General features: G+C 74.5%; 17 protein-coding genes and 1 pseudogene. 8 read left to right on the top strand and 10 right to left on the bottom strand.

Annotation, left to right across the window (positions count from 1 at the left end; translation table 11 throughout):
• Positions 1 to 75: 75 nt before the first annotated feature.
• Both fabI and fabG read right to left on the bottom strand, forming a co-directional pair.
• Positions 76 to 828 carry an enoyl-ACP reductase FabI gene (fabI, locus tag ABZ805_RS26225; RefSeq protein ID WP_358445581.1) on the bottom strand — a complete coding sequence of 251 codons (753 nt, stop codon included), beginning with the start codon at positions 826 to 828 and terminating at the stop codon, positions 76 to 78.
• A 70-nt stretch (positions 829 to 898) separates the two neighbouring features.
• Complete coding sequence (gene fabG, locus ABZ805_RS26220) at positions 899 to 1,603, bottom strand: 3-oxoacyl-ACP reductase FabG (RefSeq protein ID WP_224957440.1); 705 nt, start codon at positions 1,601 to 1,603, stop codon at positions 899 to 901.
• Between the two features lie 263 nt (positions 1,604 to 1,866).
• On the opposite strand from fabG, the gene ABZ805_RS26215 reads away from it, so the two are divergent.
• Positions 1,867 to 4,749 carry an FAD-binding and (Fe-S)-binding domain-containing protein gene (locus ABZ805_RS26215; protein WP_358445578.1) on the top strand — a complete coding sequence of 961 codons (2,883 nt, stop codon included), beginning with the start codon at positions 1,867 to 1,869 and terminating at the stop codon, positions 4,747 to 4,749.
• A 225-nt stretch (positions 4,750 to 4,974) separates the two neighbouring features.
• Here the strand turns inward: ABZ805_RS26215 and ABZ805_RS26210 are convergent, their stop codons facing one another.
• Positions 4,975 to 5,697: an MgtC/SapB family protein gene (locus ABZ805_RS26210; RefSeq protein WP_358445575.1), complete on the bottom strand. Its 723-nt coding sequence runs from the start codon at positions 5,695 to 5,697 to the stop codon at positions 4,975 to 4,977.
• Between the two features lie 202 nt (positions 5,698 to 5,899).
• On the opposite strand from ABZ805_RS26210, the gene ABZ805_RS26205 reads away from it, so the two are divergent.
• The gene (locus ABZ805_RS26205) at positions 5,900 to 6,910 is read left to right on the top strand and encodes a class I SAM-dependent methyltransferase (protein ID WP_358445572.1); all 1,011 of its coding nucleotides are present in this window, start codon (positions 5,900 to 5,902) and stop codon (positions 6,908 to 6,910) included.
• A 13-nt stretch (positions 6,911 to 6,923) separates the two neighbouring features.
• Here the strand turns inward: ABZ805_RS26205 and ABZ805_RS26200 are convergent, their stop codons facing one another.
• From ABZ805_RS26200 to ABZ805_RS26170, 7 genes are all read right to left on the bottom strand, one after another.
• Positions 6,924 to 7,517: a methyltransferase domain-containing protein gene (locus tag ABZ805_RS26200; protein WP_358445569.1), complete on the bottom strand. Its 594-nt coding sequence runs from the start codon at positions 7,515 to 7,517 to the stop codon at positions 6,924 to 6,926.
• Between the two features lie 24 nt (positions 7,518 to 7,541).
• Positions 7,542 to 8,522 (bottom strand): VWA domain-containing protein, encoded by a 981-nt coding sequence (locus tag ABZ805_RS26195; protein ID WP_358445584.1) that lies wholly within the window; start codon positions 8,520 to 8,522, stop codon positions 7,542 to 7,544.
• Positions 8,523 to 8,524: 2 nt separating this feature from the next.
• On the bottom strand, positions 8,525 to 9,478 hold the full coding sequence (locus tag ABZ805_RS26190; protein WP_358445566.1) for a DUF58 domain-containing protein: 954 nt from the start codon (positions 9,476 to 9,478) through the stop codon (positions 8,525 to 8,527).
• Positions 9,479 to 9,528: 50 nt separating this feature from the next.
• Positions 9,529 to 10,614 carry a MoxR family ATPase gene (locus tag ABZ805_RS26185; protein WP_358445564.1) on the bottom strand — a complete coding sequence of 362 codons (1,086 nt, stop codon included), beginning with the start codon at positions 10,612 to 10,614 and terminating at the stop codon, positions 9,529 to 9,531.
• 340 nt (positions 10,615 to 10,954) lie between these two features.
• Positions 10,955 to 11,503, bottom strand: coding sequence for a molybdenum cofactor guanylyltransferase (locus ABZ805_RS26180; RefSeq protein WP_358445561.1), 549 nt, complete (start codon positions 11,501 to 11,503; stop codon positions 10,955 to 10,957).
• A 108-nt stretch (positions 11,504 to 11,611) separates the two neighbouring features.
• Positions 11,612 to 12,934 (bottom strand): NlpC/P60 family protein, encoded by a 1,323-nt coding sequence (locus ABZ805_RS26175; RefSeq protein ID WP_358445558.1) that lies wholly within the window; start codon positions 12,932 to 12,934, stop codon positions 11,612 to 11,614.
• A gap of 241 nt (positions 12,935 to 13,175) precedes the next feature.
• Positions 13,176 to 14,006, bottom strand: coding sequence for a Sir2 family NAD-dependent protein deacetylase (locus ABZ805_RS26170; protein ID WP_358445555.1), 831 nt, complete (start codon positions 14,004 to 14,006; stop codon positions 13,176 to 13,178).
• 170 nt (positions 14,007 to 14,176) lie between these two features.
• Between ABZ805_RS26170 and ABZ805_RS26165 the strand changes: the two genes are divergently transcribed.
• The 6 genes and pseudogenes from ABZ805_RS26165 to ABZ805_RS26140 all read left to right on the top strand — a co-directional run.
• A complete protein-coding gene (locus ABZ805_RS26165; protein ID WP_358445553.1) occupies positions 14,177 to 15,553 on the top strand; it encodes a nitrate/nitrite transporter in 1,377 nt (458 codons plus the stop codon).
• Entirely contained in the window at positions 15,546 to 17,651 is a 2,106-nt protein-coding gene (locus ABZ805_RS26160) for a molybdopterin oxidoreductase family protein (RefSeq protein ID WP_358445550.1), read from the top strand. Before ABZ805_RS26165 ends, ABZ805_RS26160 begins: the two co-directional genes overlap by 8 nt.
• Positions 17,648 to 19,060, top strand: coding sequence for an FAD-dependent oxidoreductase (locus tag ABZ805_RS26155; protein WP_358445547.1), 1,413 nt, complete (start codon positions 17,648 to 17,650; stop codon positions 19,058 to 19,060). The genes ABZ805_RS26160 and ABZ805_RS26155 overlap by 4 nt, the downstream gene beginning before the upstream one ends.
• Positions 19,057 to 21,582: a nitrite reductase large subunit NirB gene (gene nirB, locus ABZ805_RS26150; protein WP_358445544.1), complete on the top strand. Its 2,526-nt coding sequence runs from the start codon at positions 19,057 to 19,059 to the stop codon at positions 21,580 to 21,582. The genes ABZ805_RS26155 and nirB overlap by 4 nt, the downstream gene beginning before the upstream one ends.
• On the top strand, positions 21,579 to 21,905 hold the full coding sequence (nirD, locus tag ABZ805_RS26145; protein WP_358445541.1) for a nitrite reductase small subunit NirD: 327 nt from the start codon (positions 21,579 to 21,581) through the stop codon (positions 21,903 to 21,905). Before nirB ends, nirD begins: the two co-directional genes overlap by 4 nt.
• A gap of 5 nt (positions 21,906 to 21,910) precedes the next feature.
• Positions 21,911 to 22,210 (top strand): annotated as a pseudogene (locus ABZ805_RS26140) (uroporphyrinogen-III synthase); the annotation flags it as partial.
• Positions 22,211 to 22,271: the final 61 nt, after the last annotated feature.

Here is a 22,271-nt window from a genome sequence, read left to right as displayed (position 1 = left end):
CGAGCAAGATCGGCTTCGCGGACCGGAACCGCTGGGTCGGCGACCCCGCGTTCGGCGACGTGCCCACCGCGGAGCTCACCGGCCAGGAGTTCGCCTGATCATCGAGCCGGTGGTCTTGGGCAGCCAGTCCGACAGCACCGCGCAGATCGACTGCGCGACCGGGGTCGGGTCGTTGACGTCCCAGCCCAGCGGCGCCCGCTCGCCCCAGGTCTCCTCCAGCCCGGAGAAGCCCGGGATGGACTTCGCGGCCATCGTGCGCACCGGGCCCGCCGACACCAGGTTCACCCGGATGCCCTGCGGACCGAGCTCGCGCGCCAGGTAGCGGCTGGTCGACTCCAGCGCCGCCTTCGCCACGCCCATCCAGTCGTAGGCCGGCCAGGCGACGCGCGCGTCGAAGTCCATGCCCACGATCGACGAGCCCGCCGACAGCAGCGGCAGCGTCGCCGTGGTCAGCGACTTCAGCGAGTACGCCGAGATCTCCACCGCCGTGGACACGTCCTCCCACGGCGCGTCCAGGAAGTCACCGCCGAGGCAGGACGCCGGCGCGAACCCGATCGAGTGAAGGACGCCGTCGAGGCCGTCGACGTGCTCGCGCACCCGGTCGGCCAGGCTGTCGCGGTGCTCGGCGTTGGTCACGTCCAGCTCCAGCACCGGCGCGGGCTTCGGCAACCGGCCCGCGATGCGCTCCACCAGGCTCATCCGGCCGAACCCGGTGAGCACCACCTCGGCGCCCTGCTCCTGCGCCATCTTGGCCGCGTGGAACGCGATCGACGCGTCGGTGATCACGCCGGTGATCAGGATGCGCTTGCCTTCGAGCAATCCGCTCACGAACTTCCTCCGCTGTGCTTGCTTGGGCCCGCCGCGCGGCGGGCCGGGTGAAAAACCGGGCCGGTACCGCTCAGTGCCCCATGCCCAGGCCGCCGTCGACCGGGATCACGGCACCGGTCACGTAGGCGGCCGCGTCCGAGGCCAGCCACGCCACCGTGCTCGCGACCTCCTCCGGCTCGGCGAACCGGGCCAGCGGCACCTGGGCGAAGATCTCCTTCTTGCGCTCCTCGGAGAGCGCGTCGGTCATGTCGGTGGTGACGAACCCGGGGGCGACCACGTTCGCGGTGATCGACCGCGACCCCAGCTCGCGGGCGATGGAGCGCGCCAGGCCGACCAGGCCCGCCTTGCTCGCCGCGTAGTTCGCCTGCCCCGCCCCACCGGAGAGGCCCACCACGGAGGACACGAACACCATCCGGCCGCGCTTGAGCCGCAGCATGCTGCTCGCCGCCCGCTTCGCCACCCGGTACGAACCGGCGAGGTTCGCGTCCAGCACCCGGCCGAACTGCTCCTCCCCCATGCGCAGCAGCAGCCCGTCATCGGTGATCCCGGCGTTGGACACCAGCACCTCGACGCGGCCCTGCGCGGCCTCCACCTCGTCGAAGGCCGCCGAGACCTGCTCGGCGTCGGTGACGTCGCACTGCACGCCGCGCAGCCCGTCCGGAGCGCCCGAGCCGCGGTGGGTGACCGCCACTTCGTCGCCCGCCGCCTGGAACGCGCGGGCGATGGCCAACCCGATACCGCGGTTACCTCCGGTCACCAGAACGGACCGTCCCACTGTGGATCTCCTCCCGAAAAGCCCTGCGCGGTGAACGCCAGCACCACGACGGGCGAGTCCGTTCACCTGAACAGCCGCGACATTATCGGTTCACCGGTGCGGGCCTCCCATCCACTCCGAACAGAAAACGATCGCCAGAGCGGTGGCGCGCCGACAGTGGACACCGCCATCCGGCCCCGCGAAGCCCTACGGTGCGTACAGCCTCGATCGCCGACCGCGCCCGACCGCACCGCCCTGCCCCCGGCCCGGACAGGAGTTCCCGCATGACGACCGCCGCGACCACCACCGCGCACCAGCCCGCACCCGCCGAGTTCGCCGCCGCGCTGCGCCGCGTGCTCGACGGGCCCGCCCGATCCGACCCCGGCACCCGCGCCCTGTACTCCACCGACGCCTCGAACTACCGGCAGGTGCCGCTCGCGGTCGTGCACCCGCGGCACGCCGAGGACGTGGCCGCCGCGGTCGCCGTCGCCCGGGAGCACGGGGTGCCGATCACCGGGCGCGGCGCGGGCACCAGCATCGCGGGCAACGCCTGCGGGCCCGGACTGGTGCTGGACTTCTCCCGGCATTTCAACCGCATCCTCGAGGTCGACGCCGAGCGGCGGCTGGCCGTGGTGGAACCGGGCGTCGTGCTCGACACCCTGCAGGCCGCGGCCAAGCCGCACGGGCTCGCGTTCGGACCCGACCCGTCCACGCACAGCCGGTGCACGCTCGGCGGGATGATCGGCAACAACTCCTGCGGCACCCACTCGGTCGCGTGGGGCAAGACCGTCGACAACGTGCGCTCGCTGGACGTGCTGCTCGCCGACGGCACCCGGCTCACCGTCGGCGAGACCTCCCCCGCCGAACTCGACGCGCTGTGCGTCCGGGAGGACCGCACCGGGCGGCTCTACCGGCAGCTGCGGTCGCTGCGCGAGGACACCGCCGAGCAGGTGCGCGCCGCGTTCCCCGACCTCACCCGGCGGGTGTCCGGCTACAACCTCGACCAGCTGCTGCCCGAGCACGGATTCCACCTGGCCCGTGCGCTGACCGGCACCGAAGGCGGCTGCGCGGTGCTGCTCGGCGCCACCGTCGAACTCGTCGAGACCCCGGCCGCGCGCGCCATGGTCGTGCTCGGGTTCGAGGACAGCTACGCCGCCGCCGACCAGGTCACCCGGCTGCGCGGGCTCGACGCGCTCGCCATCGAAGGGCTCAGCGCCGAACTCGTCGACGTGGTCTCCGCCCGCAACCCCTCCTCCCCCGCGCTGCGGTTGCTGCCCGGCGGCCGCAGCTGGCTGCTCGTCGAGGTCGGCGGCACCGATCGCCGCGACGCCGAGAACGCCGCCGAACGCGTCCGCCGCGCCATCGGCTCGCGCGCCGAAGCCGTCGTGCACACCGACCCGGCCCGGATGGGCGCGCTGTGGAAGATCCGCGAAGAGGGCTCCGGGTACTCCACCCGGATGGCCGACGGTTCCGAGCGCTGGTCGGGCTGGGAGGACGCCGCCGTGCCACCGGAACGCCTCGGCGCCTACCTGCGCGAGTTCGACGCGCTGCTGGCCCGGTTCGGGCGCAAGGGCGTCACCTACGGGCACTACGGCGACGGCTGCATCCACGTGCGCGTCGACTTCGACCTGCTCACCGGGCCGGGCGCCGCCCGCTACCGGGAGTTCATGGAGGCCGCCGCCGACCTCGTCGTCGCCCACGGCGGCTCGGTCTCCGGCGAGCACGGCGACGGGCGGGCCCGCTCGGCGCTGCTGCCCCGGATGTACCCGCCGGAGATCATCCGCGCGTTCGAGCGGTTCAAGGCCGCCTTCGACCCCGACGGCCTGCTCAACCCCGGCCAGATCGTGCGGCCCCGGCCCGTCGACGCCGACCTGCGGCTGCTCGTCGCGCCGCCGAACATCCCCACCCGCACCGAGCTGGCGCTGCACGCCGACGGCGGCGACCTCGCGCCCGCCAGCAGGCGCTGCGTCGGCATGGGCAAGTGCCTGAACACCACAGGTGGGGTGATGTGCCCCAGCTACCGGGCCACCAAGGACGAGCAGCACTCCACCCGCGGCCGCGCCCACCTGCTGTTCGAGATGCTCAACGGCTCGCTGGTCCGCGGCGGCTGGCGCTCCCCCGAAGTGCGCGAGGCGCTCGACCTGTGCCTGTCCTGCAAGGGCTGCAAGACCGACTGCCCCGTCGGTGTCGACATGGCGACCTACAAGGCCGAGTTCCTGCACCACCACTACCGGCACCGGCCGCGGCCCGCCGCGCACTACTCGATGGGCTTCCTGCCGCTGTGGCTCGCCCTCGGCCGGGTCGCGCCCCGACTGGTCAACGCCGTGCTCGACGGACCGGCGGCACCGCTGGTCAAACGCCTCGGCGGCATCGCGGCCGAACGGCGGATGCCGCAGCTCGCCGGCCGCAGCCTGCGGTCCTGGTGGGCCCACCGCGAACGGCCCAGCACCACCGGGGACGCTCCGGCGCTGCTGTTCCCGGACACCTTCACCGACCACTTCGACCCGCACATCGGCCGCGACGCCGTCCTCGCCCTGGAACGCCTCGGCCACACCGTCGAGCTCCCCCGCGAACCGGTGTGCTGCGGACTGACCTGGGCCTCCACCGGGCAGCTCGGCACCGCACGGCGCGTCGTGCAGCGCACCGCGCGGCTGCTGCGCCCGCGGATCGACGCCGGCCTGCCGGTGATCGGGCTCGAACCGAGCTGCACCGCGTTCCTGCGCGGCGACGCCCTCGAACTGGCCCCGCACGACCCGGACGTGCAGGCGCTCGCGGCGGCCACCCGCACCTTCGCCGAACACGTCGAACCGACCCGCGAGCGCTGGCAGCGCAGCGGCGGCGGCAAAGCCCTCGTGCAGCGGCACTGCCACCAGTACGCCGAGCTCGGCTTCGACGCCGACCGGGCCGCGCTCGCCGCCACCGGCGCCGACGCGGAGGTCCTCGACGCCGGGTGCTGCGGGCTGGCGGGCAACTTCGGGTTCGAACGCGGCCACTACGAGGTGTCGATGGACTGCGCCGAGCAGGCCCTGCTGCCCGCGATCCGCGCGGCCGAACCGGGCACCGCGGTCGTCGCCGACGGCTTCAGCTGCCGGCTGCAGATCCGCCAGGCCACCGACGTCGAACCCGTGCACCTGGCCACCTTGGTCCGCCGCGCCCTCGACGACTGAGTCCTGCCACTCCTGCTGCTCGGTGCTCGGGTAGCGGAACCTCGGCGTTCCCCTCGCTGCGGGATCGTTTTCACCGGTGGCTCCGCCACAGGAGAAAACGCCGTCCTCGCGAGGGGAACGCCGAGAACCCGCGGCGGTGCGAGTTGCCAGGGTGCTCGCTGCTCAGCGGCTCCGCCGCTGACGAGATCAAGACACCACTCGCCGTCCGAGTTCAGGGCGGGCTGGTCAAATCCCCGCTTCCGCGGAGTCGCCGACCGCGGCGTGCAGCACTCCGGGGAAGCCGTTGATCTCCTCGACGAGCCCGGACACCGGCTGCTTGCCCTGCAGCCGGACGGCGACGACCGCGGTGCGCTGGTCGCCGTCGTCGGTGTCCTCCCGCTCCACCTGCAGGTCCAGCACCTTCAGCCCGCGGCTGGTGCACAGCGTCAGCACTTCGCGCAGCACCCCGTGCCCGTCCAGGTAGCCGACCCGCACCACCTGCGGCTCCCGCAGGACTCCGCGCAGCAGCTGCAGCAACCGCGGATACCCGACCGCCACCAGGAAGTGCACCAGCGTCGTCGCCGACGCCAGCAGCACCAGACCGCCCCCGCAGGCCATCCCGATCGCCGCGACCAGCCACACCGTCGCCGCCGTCGTCAGCCCCCGCACCACGTCCCGGCGCACGAAGATCAACCCGCCGCCGATGAACCCGATGCCCGACACGACCTGCGCGGCGACCCGCGACGGGTCCAGCGCCACCCGGTCGAACTGCAGCATGTCGCCGAAGCCGTACTTCGACACCAGCATGAACAGCGCCGCACCCACCCCGACCAGGGTGTGCGTGCGCAGTCCCGCGCTCTTGGCCCGCACCTCGCGTTCCAGCCCCACCAGGCTGGACAGCAGCAGCGCGCTCCCCAGTTCCACGAGCAGCGGGATCTCACCGAATCCTGAGACCACCTCGTCCGCCATCCGACGAACGTAACCCGGGCAGGGCGCACCGGACACACCCGCAGACCATGATCACCACCACCGGAACGATCACCCACACCGGCTTGACCAGCCCGAACAACGGACAGGGAGACCATTCGCCGCGAAACGGACCACACCGCCCGGTACCGCACCGGCGGAGTACCGTCGATCTTGGAACGGCGGGCCGGACCTGGGAGCGGCAGTGCACGACAGCGGAACATCGGGTCTCGACGAACTCCAGGGTGCCCTGGCCGCGCGCGCGACCGTGCAGGGCTGGGCCGAAGGCCTGGAACTGCTCGAGCTCTTCCGCGCCGCGCACCGCGCGGGCTGGCTGGACCTGCTGCGCCGCGGGACCACCACCGCAGAACTCGCCGACGCCACCGGAGTCCCCGCCGAGCAGGCCGCCGACGTGCTGGCCGTGCTCACCGCCGCGGGCGTCGCGCACGAGCAGGACACCGCGTTCCGGCTCACCCCGGCCTTCCACGCGCTCATCGCGGGCGCCTCCGGCGTCGACGTGCCGACCGTGCTCGACGCCGCCGACCTGGCCCGGGACCGCGTCGCAGGCGCCGTGCTGCCCGCCGACCGCGACCTCGACGGCGAGCAGGCGCTGCGACTCGCCCGCGGCTGGGGCGTGCGCCCCGAGGACGGGGCCCGGCAGCTGTACCGGATGCTCTACCAGGCCTTGCCCGAGTACCACGACCGGTTGGCCCGCGGCGGCCCGCTGCTCGACGTCGGCAGCGGCGTCGGCGGCGCGCTGCTGACCACGCTCACCTTGTTCGACGGGCTGCGCGCCGTCGGCGTCGAGGTCGTTCCGGAGGTCGCCGCCGAACTGACCGCCCGCGCCGCGGACGCCGGCGTCGCCGACCGGCTCGACGTGCGCACCACCGACGCCCGCGAGCTGCGCGACGAGAACGCCTTCGAGGTCTGCTACTGGGCCCAGGCGTTCTTCCCCGCCGACGACCGCGCCGACGTGCTCGCCGCGATCCGCCGCGCCCTGCGCCCCGGTGGCCTGCTGCTGGTCCAGGAGCTCTTCCCCGCGCAGGCGGACCCCGGCACGCGCGGCGCCCTCGACCGCCTCTTCCACCGGCGCCAGCGGGTCGCGTTCGGCGTGTCGGCCGAAGACCTCGCCGCCGAGGGCACCGCAGCCGGCTTCCGCGCACCGCAGATCATCGCCAGCCCCCTCGGCAGGCTCGTCCTGCTGCGCACGCCCTAGCGGCGCCGCCGGTTCACCGCCGCGGGCGGCGGGCCAGGTACACCAGCGCGGGCGGCACGTTGCGCCACACCGTGCGGCTGAGCACCGTCTCCTCGAACGCGGCGCGCAGATCGGCGTGCTGCCGCCGCGCCGGGGCCGCCCACCGGGTCCACGTGTACGCGAACTGCGTGAACGCCCCCTGCTCGGTCAGCGAGTCCGCGATCAGCCGGATCAGCGGCACCCCGTTCTGCGGTGCGTGCGCCGCCCACGGCAGCCCGCTGACCACCACGTCGGCCCGCACGTCCCGCTCGGCCAGCAGCCGCGGCAAGGCGCGGGCGTCGGCGCATTCCACGTCCACCTCGGGGAACCGGGCGCTCAGCGATTCCGCCCACCGCTGGTTGAGCTCCACCGCCAGGTGGGTGCCGCGGCCGCCGAGCCGCTGCTGGATCGCCTCGGTGAACGCGCCCGTGCCGGGGCCGAGCTCCACCACCACCGGATCACCGGTGGCCGGGATCGGCGCCACCATGCCCCGCGCCAAGTGGCGGGAGCTGGGGCCCACCGCGGCCGTCGTCGTCGGGGACTTCACGAATTCGCGGAGGAACTCCACCGCACCGGCGGCACTGCTCACGTCGGGCTCCCGTGCTCTGCGGCGTCAGGGCAGACGTCGCCCCAGCAGCAACGAGAGCACCGCCGCGACGATCGCGGTGAGCGTACCCAGCACCAACCACGGCTTGCTGGCGTCTGTGTGCTTGATCTCGTAGCCGATCTGCTCGCCCAGCGTGTCGTAGACGCGGCGCAGCTGTTCGGCGCTGGCGGCCTTGTGGAACTCGCCGCCGGAGAGGTCCGCGATCTCCTCCATCGCCTCGTCATCGACCTCCACGGGCTGCGACTGGCCTTCGATGTCGATCGTGCCGTAGTCGGTGCCGAACGAGATCGTGGTGATCGGGATCCCGGCCTTCTTCGCCTCCCCCGCCTTCGTGTAGGCACCGCGCGGGGCGTTCATGTCGCGCGGGATGGTCTGCCCGCCGTCGGCCATGAGCACGATCCGCGCGGGCGGGGCGCCGCCGGGGCCGCCGACCATCTTGCCGAACGAGTCGATCGCCGACATCGAGGCGTTGATGCCGTCGCCGGTCGCGGTCGCCTCGGACAACGACAGGTTGTCGATGGCCTGCTTCACCGCGGTCCGGTCGGTCGTGGGCATGACCATCACGGTGGCGGTGCCCGCGAACGACACCAGCCCGAGGTTGATGCCGGGGGTGAGCTTGTCGGCGAACTCCTTCGCCGCGATCTTCGCCGCTTCCAGGCGGCTCGGCTCGACGTCCTTGGCCATCATCGACAGCGACACGTCGACGGTGAGCATGACCGTCGCCCGGTTCCGCGGGATGCGCTGCTCGGCGGTCGGCCCGGACAGCGCCACCGTCAGCAGGATCATCGCGACGGCCAGCAGCGCGGCGGGCACGTGCTTGGGCCAGCCCTGCCGCTTCGGCGCCACCCGGTCCAGCACCGCCAGGTTGCTGAACCGCAACGTCTCCTTGCGCGCCCGCTGCTGCGCCCACACGTAGCCGGCGACGAGCGCGGCGACCACCAGCAGCAGCAGGAACCACCACGGCGCGGTGAAACCCGACAAACTCAACATCACGCCGTTCCTCCGGACCATCCGCGCTTGCGGGCCACCACGAACCGCACCACGTCGGCGATCCAATCCGAATCCGTTCGCAGCACCAGGTGCGCGCAGCCCGCTCGCCGCAGCTCCGCCGCGACCTCCTCGCGGTGCGCCGCGGCCGCGGCCGCGAACTCCTTGCGCAGCACCGGTGTCGTGCGCACTTCCCGCTGCTCCCCCGTCTCGGGGTCGGACAGCACGACGGTGCCCACGTCCGGCAGCTCCAGGTCCCGCGGGTCGAGCACCTCGACCGCGAGCAGCGAGTGCCGGGCGCCGAGCCCGCGCAGCGCGCGCTGCCAGTCCAGCTCACCCAGGAAGTCGGAGATCACCACCGCGAGCCCGCGCCGCCGCGGCGGGCGCCGCAACGACTCCAGCAGCCGCGGCAGATCACCCCGGGTGCCCTCCGCCGCCCGCGGCGTCTCGGCGACGTTGCGCAGCAACCCGCGCGAGTGCCCCAGCCCGCCGCGCGCGGGCAGCCGCACCGGGCCGGTGCCGTTGTCCACGACCGCCCCGATCCGGTTGCCGCCACCGCTGGTCAGGTGCGTCACCGCGGCCAGCGCGGCGATCGCCAGCTCCCGCTTGTCGCAGGCCGCGGAACCGAAGTCGAGGCTCGGCGACAGGTCCATCGCCACCCAGGTCTCCAGCTCCCGGTCGGCCACGGTCTGCCGGATGTGCGGTTCGGACATGCGGGCGGTGACCGCCCAGTCCATCCGCCGCACGTCGTCGCCGGGCTGGTAGACCCGCGCCTCCCCCGGTTCGGTGCCCGGTCCGGGCACCAGGCCGAGGTGGTTGCCCTGAAGCAGGCCGTCGAGCCTGCCGCGCACGGTCAGCTCCAGCGAGCGCAGCGCGGCGTGCAGCCGCGGCCCTTCCAGTTCGGGCGGGGCCCAGGACGGGCGGTCCGCACCTTCGCGGGCGGAACTCACCGGCACGGCTGATCGCTCCTCGTTCGTCGGGTGGGGCACGGGCGCGCGGCCGCGCGTCAGTACTGCGGCGGGCCGACCGGCGCCTGCCCGTACCCGGGCTGCGCCTGCGGCGGGTTCGCCTGCGGGCGGGCCGAGACCTGCGGCAGCGGCACGGTCTGCAGCACCCGGTTGACGATGTGGTCGACCGGGATGCCGTCGGCGAGCGCGTCGTAGGACAGCACCAGCCGGTGCCGCAGCACGTCCGGCACCACGTCCACCACGTCCTGCGGCAGCACGTAGTCGCGGCCGCGGACCAGCGCCAGCGCCCGGGACGCGGCGACGATGCCGAGGCTCGCGCGCGGCGAGGCGCCGTAGGACACCCACCCTGCGATGTCGGACAGGCCGTGGTCGTTCGGGGTGCGCGTCGCCAGCACCAGCCGCACCACGTAGTCGACCAGCGCGTGGTGCACGAACACCTGCGCGGCGACGTCCTGCAACCGGGTCAGCTCGTCGGCGTCGAGCACCGGCGTCGGTTCCGGGCTCGCCACGCCCATCCGGTAGACGATCTCCCGCTCCTCCTCGGCCGAGGGGTACTCGACCTGGAGTTTGAACAGGAACCGGTCCCGCTGCGCCTCCGGCAGCGGGTAGACGCCTTCGTTCTCGATGGGGTTCTGGGTGGCCAGCACCAGGAACGGCTTGGGCATCGGGAAGCTCTCGCCGCCGATGGAGACGTGCCGCTCGGCCATGACCTCCAGCAGCGCCGACTGCACCTTGGCGGGCGCGCGGTTGATCTCGTCGGCGAGCACGAAGTTCGCCAGCACCGGCCCGAGCTCCACGTCGAAGCGCTCGCTGCCCTGCCGGTAGATGCGGGTGCCGAGGATGTCGGCGGGCACCAGGTCGGGAGTGAACTGCAGTCGGGAGAACGAGCCGCCGACGACCTTCGCGAAGGTCTCCACGGCGAGCGTCTTGGCGACGCCGGGCACGCCTTCGAGCAGCACGTGGCCCTTGGCCAGCAGGCCGACCAGGATCCGCTCGACGAGCCGGTCCTGCCCGACGATGATCCGCTTGACCTCGAACACGGTGCGTTCGAGCAACTGCGCGTCCCGGGCCGGTGTGCTCACCTGCTCCGCGGGCGCCGCCCCGCCCTCGCCGGCCTCGGTCACTTCGACACCTCTCGTTCGCTTCCCTGGTCGCTTCGGGCGTTCGCCGCGGTGCCGGGCCGCCGGACCTCGGCGGACGTGGGCGTTCGCGCGCCGAGCGCACGTCGCAGCGATCTTGGCACGGCGGCGCCCCGGTTGCGCGAGGGGGCACCCGGCCAGGTTCGAAGTCAACCGCACGGGCGGTGTGACCCCTGTGAAGCGATCTCCGCCCTCCGTGCGGTCCTTTCCCGCGCCCGCGATGCCGGGCCGCTGCGGGCGCATTGATTTCAGCCGACACTGAAGGAATCGAGCTCACGAACATGATGCGGCGGGGGAGCGCGCAGCAGAGCCAGCGCGGTGCGGCTCAGTCCAGCCGGTGCAGGTCCTGCGGGGTGTCGACGTCGGCGGCCTCCGCCCCCACCGCGGGGACGTGCGCCGGGTCCAGCGCGGCGAACAGCGCGCGCACCGGTCGGTCCCGCACCTGCTCCGGCATCGCCGCGCGCAGCACCGCCACCGGCCACACCCCCAGCAGCCACTGCAGGGCACCGTCCGCGTCCACCAGCACCGCGCCGCGCTCCCCCGCCGCCGCGCGCAGCCGCGCCACCGTCTCCGCGGTGAGCCCCGGGTGATCGGCGGCCAGCACCGCCACCAGGCCCCGCTCGAACGGGACCTCCCCCAGCCCCGCGTGCAGCCCGGCGAGCGGACCCGAGCCGGGCGGGTCCTCCCGCGCCCACCGCACCGGCGGCGACACCGGCCGCCGTGGCCCGACCACCACCAGCGGGTCGGCGTCGCGCACCGCCAGCGCGGTGTGCTCCAGCAACGTGCGGCCACCGGTGCTCAGCGCCAGCTTGTCCACGCCGAGCCGGCGGGAACTCCCGCCCGCGAGCACCACCGCCGCGAATTCGTCCACCACGCCCCGATGCCTACCGCAGCCCCGCCGCCGCATCGCGGGCACCCCACCCGGAACGCGCGGAAGCGGCCGCGCCGGGAGACCCACCGGCACGACCGCTTCCGGAACCGATCAGAGGACGCGGACCGCGTAGGGCGCGATGCCCGCGTAGCGCACCGAGGTGACCCGCACCTTCGAACCCGAGTACGGCGCCTCCACCATCTGGCCGCCGCCGAGGTACAGCGCCACGTGGTGCACCCGCCCGCTGCTGCGCCAGAACAGCATGTCCCCGCGCTGCATCGACGACAGCGGCACCCGGGTGCCGGACTGGTACTGGTAGCCGCTGTAGTGGTCGAGCTGCACCCCGGCCCCGGCGAACGCGTAGATCATCAGACCGGAGCAGTCGAACCCGATCTTCTGGTAGTCGCCGTACGAGTCGGCCACTCCCCCGTCGCGGATGCCGCGCGTGGGGCCGCTGGAGTTGCCGCCGCCCCAGGCGTAGGGCATGCCGACCTGGTTGAGGGCCCGGCGCACCACGGCCTCGACCGAGCCGGTGGCGGCCTCGGTGTCGTCGTCATCATCGTCGGAGTCGGGCACCGAGCCGCCCTGCGCGTTCCCGGCGGCGGCCGCTTCGGCGGCCTGCTGGGCCTGCGCGGCCTGGCTCGCCTTGAGCCATTCCTCGTACCGGTCGCGCTGGGACTCCAGCCCGCGGACGGCGGCGCGGGCGGCGGTGAGCTCCTGCTGCACGCCGGAGCGTTCGGCCTCCAGCTTCGCGGAGGTGCTCGCCTGCGCGGCGCGCGCGGAGATCGCGGCGTCCTGCGCGGCGTCGGCGCGCCCCTTCGCGTCGGCGGCGGTGGCCCGGGCCGCGGCGGCTTCCTGGAAGGCCTTGCGCGCCAGGGAGTCCTTGTTGACCTGGTCGATGTGGGAGCGCTCCATGTCGTCGAGCACGTCGAGCTGGGTGCGCCCGACGGTGTCGAGGAGCTCGGCGCGCTCGAGCAGTTCGTCCGGCCCGTGCGCGCCCACGTACGCGGTGAGCGACCCCAGCTTGCTGCCCTGCCGGTAGCTGCCCGCCGCGAACTCGTCGAGGCGGGCGCGCTGGCGCTCCACCTCGCCGGCGGCCGCGCGGGCCCGGCCCTGCGCCCCGGCGGCGGTCTGCTCCGCGCGGGCCCGGGCGCGTTCGGCGCGGTCGAGGTCGACGCGCGCCTTGTTCGCGTCCTCCATCGCCAGTTCCACCCGCGCGCCCAGCTCGGTGAGCCGGGTTTCGGCTTCGGAGAGGCGTTGGGTGAGTTCGCCGACGCGGTCCGCCCGGTCGCCGACGCGGTCGCGCTGTGTTTGGATCTCGCCGTCGTCAGGTCGCGCCGGGGGTTCCGGCGCGCCGGCCGCGGCCAGCGGGAGCGCGAGGGCGATCGCGGAGGCGAGCACCAGGCCGCCGGGCAGTAGTCGAGGTCGCCGCACGACCGCCACCTCCAGGACGCCGAACTGGTCCGTTCGGACTTGCAGTGTTGCGCCATTCAGCGCACAGGACGAGCACAACTGTGCATCGTGACCCCACTGCTCGCAATTCGTCGCACGAACCACACGCGCCACAAGGTCGACATCACGGAATCAACGGGACATTTCGGGCGCGTTGAACCGTTCCAGCGGACACGGGGACGTGGTGGACGGCCTCAGCGGGTGGGCGCGAGGCGGAGGCGGATCAGCCCCAGGTGCTGGGGTCGCCCCAGGTGCGCAGCGGCTCGGCGGACTCGGCGAGCGGCACCGCGGCCAGCTCCGGCAGCACCTCGGCCAGCGGCTCGCGCAGCACCGCGGCGGCGAGCTCGTCGTACGGCGTCGGCTCGGCGTTGCAGATCACCAGCCGCGCGCCCGCGCGCACCGCGAGCTCCGCCAGCCCCGCCGCCGGGTGCACCGTCAGCGACGTCCCGGCGGCCAGGAACAGGTCGCAGTCCAGCGCGGCGCGCTGCGCGGAGCGGATCACGTCCGGGTCGAGGTTCTGGCCGAACGAGATCGTCGTGGACTTCAGGATGCCGCCGCAGGAACGGCACGGCGGGTCCTCCTCGCCGTCGGCGACGCGCTCCAGCGCCGCCCGCATCGACCCGGTCGCCCCGCAATCCAGGCAGACCACGCCGAACACCGATCCGTGCAGTTCCAGCACCAACCCGACCGGGAGCCCCGCCCGCTGGTGCAGCCCGTCGATGTTCTGGGTGAGCAGCGAGGTCAACCGGCCCTGCGCCGCCAGGTCCGCGAACGCGCGGTGCGCCGGGTTCGGCTCCGCCGCCCACGCCGGGTGCTCGGCGCGGCCGCGCCAGGCCAGCCTGCGCACCTCCGGATCGGCCACGTACGAGTCGAGGTCGGTGAGCCGCTGGGCCTGCGGGTCCCGCGTCCACACCCCGTTCGGGCCGCGGAAGTCCGGGATGCCCGAGTCGGTGGACACCCCCGCACCGGTCAGCGCGGTGATCCGCCGGGCCGAGGCGAACAACTCCCGAGCGTGCGCGTGCTCGGTGCCGGGATCGCTGCCGCGTGCTGTCACCCCACCACGGTGCCACGTGGCGGGCACCACCCCGAATCCGGGCGTCCGCGCAGTTCACGCCCGGCGGGTCCGCGGATGTGAAGGCGGCTTTGCCCGGCGGTAACGCGCAGCGGCGATCAGCGGAAACACCCGCTCCCTAGCGTCGGTCCGGCACGACGAGAGGAGCCGCGGTGACCACCACCCCGCACAGCAGGCCCGGCCGCTGGATCGACGGCTGGAACCCGGAGGACGAGGCGTTCTGGCAGCGCACCGGCAAGCGCATCGCGCGCCGCAACCTGTGGCTGTCCATCCTGTCCGAGCACGTCGGGTTCTCCGTGTGGAGCATCTGGTCGGTCCTGGTGCTGTTCCTGTCCCCGGAGATCGGCTTCGACTTCGACGCCGCCGAGAAGTTCCTGCTGACCACGGTGCCGACGCTGGTCGGGGCGCTGCTGCGGCTGCCCTACAGCTACGCGGTGACCCGGTTCGGCGGGCGGAACTGGACGGTGCTCGCCACCTCGGTGCTGCTGGTGCCCACCGGGTTGATCTGCTACTTCGTCCAGCAACCGGGGACGCCGCTGGGCGTGTTCCTGGTGCTGGGCGCGCTGACCGGGCTCGGGGGCGGGAACTTCGCGTCCTCGATGACCAACATCACGAGCTTCTTCCCGCAGCGGGAGCAGGGCTGGGCGCTCGGGCTCAACGCGGGCGGCGGGAACATCGGCGTCGCCGTCGTGCAGATCGTGGGGCTGCTCGTGGTGGCGGTGGCGGGCGGGACGAGCCCGTCGCTGGTCGCCGGGATCTACCTGCCGCTGATCGTGCTGGCCGCGCTGCTGGCGGCGCTGCGGATGGACAACGTCGACGCGGTCGTCACCGCACCGGGCGCGCAGCGGGAGGTGCTGCGCGACTCGCACGCCTGGTGGCTGTCGCTGCTCTACGTCGGGACGTTCGGGTCGTTCATCGGCTACGGGTTCGCGTTCGGCCTGGTGCTGCAGAGCGAGTTCGACTTCACCCCGCTGCAGGCCGCGACCTGGACCTTCCTGGGACCGCTGCTGGGGTCGCTGGCGCGGCCGATCGGCGGGCTGCTGGCGGACCGGCGGGGCGGGGCTCGGGTGACGTGCTGGACCTTCCTGGCGATGGCCGCGGGGACCGGGGTGCTGCTGGTGGCGTCCGGGTTGGACTCGTTCCCGCTGTACCTGGGGGCGTTCGTGGTGCTGTTCGTGCTCAGCGGGATCGGGAACGGCTCGGTGTACAAGATGATCCCGGCGGTGTTCGCGGCCGGGGCGCGCCGGGAGATCGCCGAGGGCGGGGAGCCCTCGGGAGCGTTCGCGCGGGCCCGCAGGCTGTCCGGGGCGCTGATGGGCGTGGCGGGGGCGGTCGGGGCGCTCGGCGGGGTGTTCATCAACCTCACCTTCCGCGCCTCGTTCGGCGGTGCGGCGGGCGACGGGGACGCGGCGCTGACCACGTTCCTGGGCTGCTACCTGGTGTGCGCCTCGCTGACCTGGGCGGTGTACCTGCGCCCGCGGCCCGCCGAGGCGCCTGCCGTGATCGCGGGAGGATCCGGCCGTGCCTGAACCACGCAGCGTGACCACCCACTGCCCCTACTGCGCCTTGCAGTGCGGAACCCGGTTGAGCCGGGAGCGCACCGGCGTCGCGGTCGAACCGACGGATTTCCCGGTGAACCGGGGCGGGTTGTGCCAGAAGGGCTGGACCGCGCCCGCCCTGCTCGACGCACCGGACCGGCTGCTGCACCCGATGGTGCGGCGCGGCGGCCGGCTGCGGCCGGTGGAGTGGGACACCGCGCTGCGCACCGTCGCCGAGCGGGTGCGGGAGCTGCAGGCCGCGCACGGCGCGGACGCGGTGGGCGTGTTCGGCGGCGGCGGGCTGACCAACGAGAAGACGTACCTGCTGGGCAAGTTCGCGCGGCTCGCGCTGGGCACCAGCCGGATCGACTACAACGGCCGGTTCTGCATGTCCTCGGCGGCCGCGGCCGGGACCGCGGCGTTCGGGCTGGACCGGGGGCTGCCGTTCCCGGTGACCGACCTGGGCCGGGCGGACGTGGTGCTGCTGGCCGGGGCGAACCCGGCCGAGACGATGCCGCCGCTGCTGCGGCACCTCGCCGCGCCGGAGCTGGTCGTCATCGATCCGCGGCGCAGCGCCACCGCGCAGCGCGCCGCCCTGCACCTGCAGCCCGCGCCCGGCACCGATCTGGCGCTGGTGCTGGGGATGCTGCACATCGCGGTCGTCGACGGGTGGGTGGACGGCGACTACGTCCGGGACCGCACCACCGGGTTCGAGGCGGTCCGGCGGCGGGCGATGAGCTGGTGGCCGGAACGGGTGGAGCGGATCACCGGAGTACCGGTGCGCGCGCAGCGGGCGGCGGTGCGGATGCTCGCTCGTGCCGACCGGGCCTACGTCCTGACCGGGCGCGGCGCCGAGCAGCACGCGAAGGGCACCGACACCGTCGCCGGGTTCATCGACCTGGCCCTCGCCCTCGGGCTCCCCGGCCGCGACGGCAGCGGGTACGGCTGCCTGACCGGGCAGGGCAACGGGCAGGGCGGCCGGGAGCACGGGCAGAAGGCCGACCAGCTGCCCGGCTACCGCTCCCTCGCCGACCCGGCGGCGCGCGCGCACGTCGCCGGGGTGTGGGGCGTGCCGCCGGACTCGCTGCCCGGTCCGGGCATCAGCGCCTACGAGCTGCTGGATTCGGCCGGTGAACCCGGCGGGGTGCGCGGGCTGCTGGTGTTCGGGTCGAACCCGGTGGTCTCCGCGCCGCGCGCCGGGCACGTCGCCGAGCGGCTGGCGGCGCTGGACCTGCTGGTGGTGGCGGACTTCGTGCCCTCGGAGACGGCGCGCGCGGCGGACGTGGTGCTGCCGGTGGCGCAGTGGGCCGAGGAGGACGGCACCATGACCAACCTCGAAGGCCGGGTGCTTCGCCGCCGCCGGTTGCGGGTGCCGCCGGGCCACGCGCGCAGCGACCTGGAGGTGTTGCACGGGCTCGCGCGGCGGCTCGGCGAACCCGGCCACCGCTACCCCACCGCGCCGCGCGAGGTGTTCGCGGAGCTGCGCCGCGCCTCGGCCGGTGGCGCCGCCGACTACGCGGGCATCAGCTACGAACGGCTCGACGCCGGGGAGGCGCTGCACTGGCCGTGCCCGGCGGAGGACCACCCGGGCACGCCGCGGCTGTTCCTGGACCGGTTCGCCCACCCCGACGGACGCGCCCGGTTCGCCGCGGTGGAGCACCGCCCGGCCGCCGAGCAGGTGTCCGCCGAGTTCCCGCTGCACGCCACCACCGGCCGGGTGCTGGCGCACTACCAGTCCGGCGCGCAGACCCGCCGGGTGCCGGAGCTGGCCGCGGCAGCGCCCGAGGCGTTCGTGGAGGTGCACCCCGACACCGCGCGGCGGGCGGGGCTCGGCGACGGGGACGTGGCGCTGGTGAGCTCGGCGCGCGGCCGGACCGCGGCGCGGGTGCGGCTGGTGGATTCGATGCGGGTGGACACCGTGTTCCTGCCGTTCCACTTCCCCGGCGCGGGACGGGCGAACCTGCTCACCAACCCGGCGCTCGATCCGCGCAGCCGGATGCCGGAGTTCAAGGTGGCCGCCGCCCGCCTCGATCCGCTGCCCGCGGACGTGGCGCCGCCGACCGGTGCCGCGGCGGAGGTGTTCGCGTGAGCCACGTGCTGATCGCCGGGAACGGTCCGGCCGCGCACCGGCTGGTGGAGCGGCTGCGCGGGCACGGCCACGACGGGCCGATCACCGTGCTGGGCGCGGAGGACCGGCCCGCCTACAACCGGGTGCTGCTGGCCTCGGTGCTGGACGGGACGCTGCCGCCGGACGCGGTGGAGCTGCCGGAGCTCGACGCCGACGTGCGCACCGGAGTCACCGCCACCGCGGTCGATCCCGCGCGGCGGCTGGTGCGGGCGGACACCGGCGTGGTGCACCGGTACGACGAGCTGGTGCTGGCGACCGGGGCGCGGGCGGCGGTGCCCGCGGTGCCGGGGCTGCGCGCGGCGGGCGGGGCGCTCGCAGCCGGGGTCGCGGTGCTGCGCACCCTCGCGGACTGCGCGCGGATTCCGGCCGGGGCGCGGCGCGCGGTGGTGCTCGGCGGCGGGGTGCTCGGCGTGGAGACCGCGCGCGGGCTGCTCGGCCGCGGCCTGGAGGTGGTGCTGGTGCACCCGCAGCCGCACCCGATGGACCGGCAGCTCGACGCGGCGGGCGGGGCGCTGCTGGCCGAGCACCTCCGGGAGGCGGGCGTGCGCACCCGGTTCGGTCGCCGAGCCGCCGCGCACCGGCCGGGTGAGCTGGTGCTCGACGACGGCGAGGTGCTGGCCGCGGACGTGGTGGTGCTGTGCACCGGCGTGGTCCCGGAGACCGGGTTGGCCCGCGAGGCCGGGCTGGCTGTGGGCCGCGGTGTGCTGGTGGACGACCACCTGGCCACCTCGGACCCGCGCGTGCACGCCCTCGGCGACTGCGCCGAGCACGACGAGCGGGTGCCCGGCCTGATCGCCCCGGCCTGGGAGCAGGCGGAGGTGCTGGCGCGGCGGCTCGCGGGCGGTTCGGCGCGCTACCGCGTCGGCGGGACCGTGACCAGGCTCAAGGCGCGCGGCATCGACGTGGCCTCGCTGGGCGAGGTGGCGGAGCTGGCATCCCCGGCGGCGGAGCCCGTGGTGCTCTCGGACCCGGCGCGCGGCCGGTACGCGAAGCTCGCCGTCCGGGGCGAACGCCTCACCGGGGCGGTGCTGATCGGGTTCCCGCAGGCCACCGCCACCCTCGCCCAGCTGCACGACCGGGACCTGCCGCTGCCGGTGGACCGGCTGGGCCTGCTGCTGGGCGCCGCGCCCACCGCCGCACCGGCGGAGCCGACCGCGGACGCGGTGCTGTGCCGCTGCAACGACGTGAGCAAGCGGCGGCTGGAGGACGCGTGGCGCGCCGGGGCCCGCGACCTCGGCGCGCTGGCCCGGACCACCCGGGCCACCACCGGTTGCGGCGGTTGCGCCGACGAGGTGCGCGGCCTGTGCGCCGCGCTGCGCGCCGCCGAACCGGCCGGCGCGGACGAACCCGAACAGGAAGGCGCCGCATGACCCGCACCCTCGTCGTGATCGGCCACGGGATGGTCGGCCACCGCCTCGTCGAAGAGCTGCGCTCCCGCGACGACGCGGACCGCTGGCGGGTGGAGGTCCTCGCCGAGGAACCCCGCGCCGCCTACGACCGCGTCGCGCTGTCGTCCTACCTGGACGGTGGCAGCGCCGCGGACCTCGATCTGGCCGGACCGGGCTTCTTCGACGACCCGATGGTGCGGCTGCACCTGGACCACGCCGTCGCGAGCATCGACCGCGCGGCGCGGACCGTGCGCACCTCGGGCGGCGCCGAGTTCCGCTACGACGCGCTGGTGCTCGCCACCGGGTCCCGGCCGTTCGTGCCGCCGGTGCCCGGTCACGACCTGGCCGGGTGCCACGTGTACCGCACGCTCGACGACCTGGACGGCATCCGGGACGCGGCGGTGGCGGGGGCGCCCGGGGTCGTCATCGGCGGCGGGCTGCTCGGGTTGGAGGCGGCGAACGCGCTGCGGCTGCTGGGGATGCGCCCGCACGTGGTGGAGCGGGCGCCGCGGCTGCTGCCGCTGCAGGTCGACGACGGCGGCGGCCGGGTGCTGGCGCGGCTGGTCGAGGACCTGGGGCTGGCGGTGCACTGCGGGACGGCGACCGCCTCGATCGACGCCCGACCGGACGGGCGAGTCGCCGGGGTGACCCTCGGCGACGGCGGCACGATCCCGGCCGAGCTGGTGGTGTTCTCCGCGGGGGTGCGCCCGCGCGACGAGCTCGCCGCACGATCCGGGCTGGCGCGGGCCGACCGCGGCGGGGTGCTGGTGGACGGGCGCTGCCGCACCTCCGACGAGCGCGTCTGGGCGGTCGGCGAGTGCGCCGCCGTCGACGGCCGCTGCTACGGGCTGGTCGCTCCCGGCTACGCGATGGCCGAAGTGGTGGTGCGCGAGCTGCTGGGGCTCGACGGCGAGCCGTTCACCGGTGCCGACATGTCGACGAAGCTGAAGCTGCTCGGGGTGGACGTGGCCAGCTTCGGCGACGCGCACGCGACCGCGGACGGCGCGCTGGAGGTGGTGCACGCCAACCACGCGGCGGGCACCTACGCGAAGCTCGTGCTCAGCGACGACGCGCAGGTGCTGCTGGGCGGGGTGCTCGTCGGCGACGCGAGCGCCTACGCCTCGCTGCGACCGCTGGTGGGCCGCGCGCTGCCCGCACCGCCGGAGCGGCTGCTGCTGCCCACCGGCCCCGCGCCGGACGCGGGGACGCTGCCGGACGACGCGGTGGTGTGCTCCTGCAACAACGTGTCCAAAGGGGACATCACCGCGGCGATCAGCGGCTCCGGTCTGTCCGATGTGGCCGGTGTCAAGGCCTGCACCCGGGCGGGAACGAGCTGCGGGTCGTGCGTGCCGGTGCTGGGCAGGCTGCTCGCCGAGTGCGGCGTCGCCCCTGCCCGCGCGCTGTGCGAGCACTTCGCGCACACCCGCGCCGAGCTGTTCGAGATCGTCCGCGCCACCGGCATCGCCACGTTCTCCGAGCTGATCCGCGACCACGGCCGCGGGCGCGGCTGCGACCTGTGCAAACCGGCGGTGGCCTCGATCCTGGCGAGCCTCGGGCGCGGGCACGTGCTCGACGCCGAGCACGCCGGGCTGCAGGACACCAACGACCGGTTCCTGGCCAACCTCCAGCGCAACGGCACCTATTCGGTGGTGCCGCGGGTGCCCGGCGGGGAGATCAGCGCGGACGGGCTCATCGTGCTCGGCGAGGTGGCCCGCGAGTTCGGGCTCTACACGAAGATCACCGGTGGGCAGCGGATCGACCTGTTCGGCGCCCGCGTCGAGCAGCTCCCCGCGATCTGGCGACGGCTGGTGGACGCCGGGTTCGAATCGGGGCACGCCTACGGCAAGGCGCTGCGGACCGTGAAGTCCTGCGTGGGCACCGACTGGTGCCGCTACGGCGTGCAGGACTCGGTGGCGATGGCCGTCCGGCTCGAACTGCGCTACCGCGGGCTGCGGGCGCCGCACAAGCTCAAGTCCGGGGTGTCCGGCTGCGCGCGGGAGTGCGCGGAGGCCCGGTCGAAGGACTTCGGCGTCATCGCCACCGACCGGGGCTGGAACCTGTACGTCGGCGGCAACGGCGGGTTCAGCCCGCGGCACGCGGAGCTGCTCGCCGCCGATCTCGACGACGAGGGGCTGATCCGGCTCGTCGACCGGTTCCTGATGTTCTACGTGCGCACCGCCGACCGGTTGCAGCGCACCGCCGCGTGGATCGAATCCCTCGACGGCGGCCTCGAGCACGTGCGGGAGGTCGTCGTCGAGGACTCGCTGGGCATCGCCGCCGACCTGGAGGCCGCGATGGCCGAGCACGTCGCGGGCTACGCCGACGAGTGGGCCGGGGTGCTCGCCGATCCGGCGAAGCTGGCCCGGTTCGTGTCCTTCGTCAACGCCCCCGACGCGCCCGACCCGACGATCGGGTTCCTGCCCGACCGGGACCGGTCCACCGCAGGTCCGGTGCCGCTGCCCACCCCGTCGTTCCGGCCCGATTCCGCGGAGGTCCCCGCATGACGACCTGGTTTCCGATCTGCCCGTGGGCGGCGCTGCCGCCGGCCTGCGGTGTGCCCGCGCTGCTGGCCGCCGAACCGGTCGCGTTGTTCCGCACCTCCGACGACGAGCTGTACGCGGTGGGCGGTGTCGACCCGTTCTGCGGGGCCGGCGTGATCAGCCGTGGCATCGTCGGTGATCGCGGCGGCGAGCCGACGGTGGCCTCGCCGATGCTCAAGCAGGTGTTCTCGCTGCGCACCGGGAAGTGCCTGGACGATCCGGCCGCCCGGCTGCGCACCTTCCCGGTGCGGCGGCGCGACGAGGTCGTGGAGATCGGCCTGCCGTGACGTCCCTGGAACCACCGCTGCCGCTGGCCGGGTTCACCGTCGGGGTCACCGCCGCGCGCCGCGTCGACGAGCAGGCCGCGCTGCTGGAGCGGCGCGGGGCGCGGGTGCTGCCAGGGGCGGCGCTGCGGATCGTGCCGGTCGCCGACGACGCGCGGCTGCGCGCGGCCACCGAGCGCTGCATCGCCACCCCGCCCGCCGTCGTGGTGGCCACGACGGGGATCGGATTCCGCGGCTGGGTGGAGGCCGCCGACGGCTGGGGCCTCGGCGCGGACCTGCTCGGTGCGCTCGGCCCGGCCCGGTTGCTGGGGAGACGGTGGACATCCGCAACGCGCTGAACACGGCGGTGATCGGCGGCGTCGACGTGGT

Source organism: Saccharopolyspora sp. NPDC047091 (assembly GCF_040643635.1).
In the GTDB taxonomy this organism is placed as follows: Bacteria; Actinomycetota; Actinomycetes; order Mycobacteriales; family Pseudonocardiaceae; genus Saccharopolyspora_C.
This window is presented reverse-complemented; position numbering and strand designations above follow the sequence as displayed.

Coding starts and splice junctions, on each gene's coding strand:
- ABZ805_RS26215 (WP_358445578.1), top strand. CDS start 1,867: ATGACGACCGCCGCGACCACCACCGCGCACCAGCCCGCACCCGCCGAG.
- nirD (WP_358445541.1), top strand. CDS start 21,579: ATGACGACCTGGTTTCCGATCTGCCCGTGGGCGGCGCTGCCGCCGGCC.
- ABZ805_RS26210 (WP_358445575.1), bottom strand. CDS start 5,697: ATGGCGGACGAGGTGGTCTCAGGATTCGGTGAGATCCCGCTGCTCGTG.
- nirB (WP_358445544.1), top strand. CDS start 19,057: ATGACCCGCACCCTCGTCGTGATCGGCCACGGGATGGTCGGCCACCGC.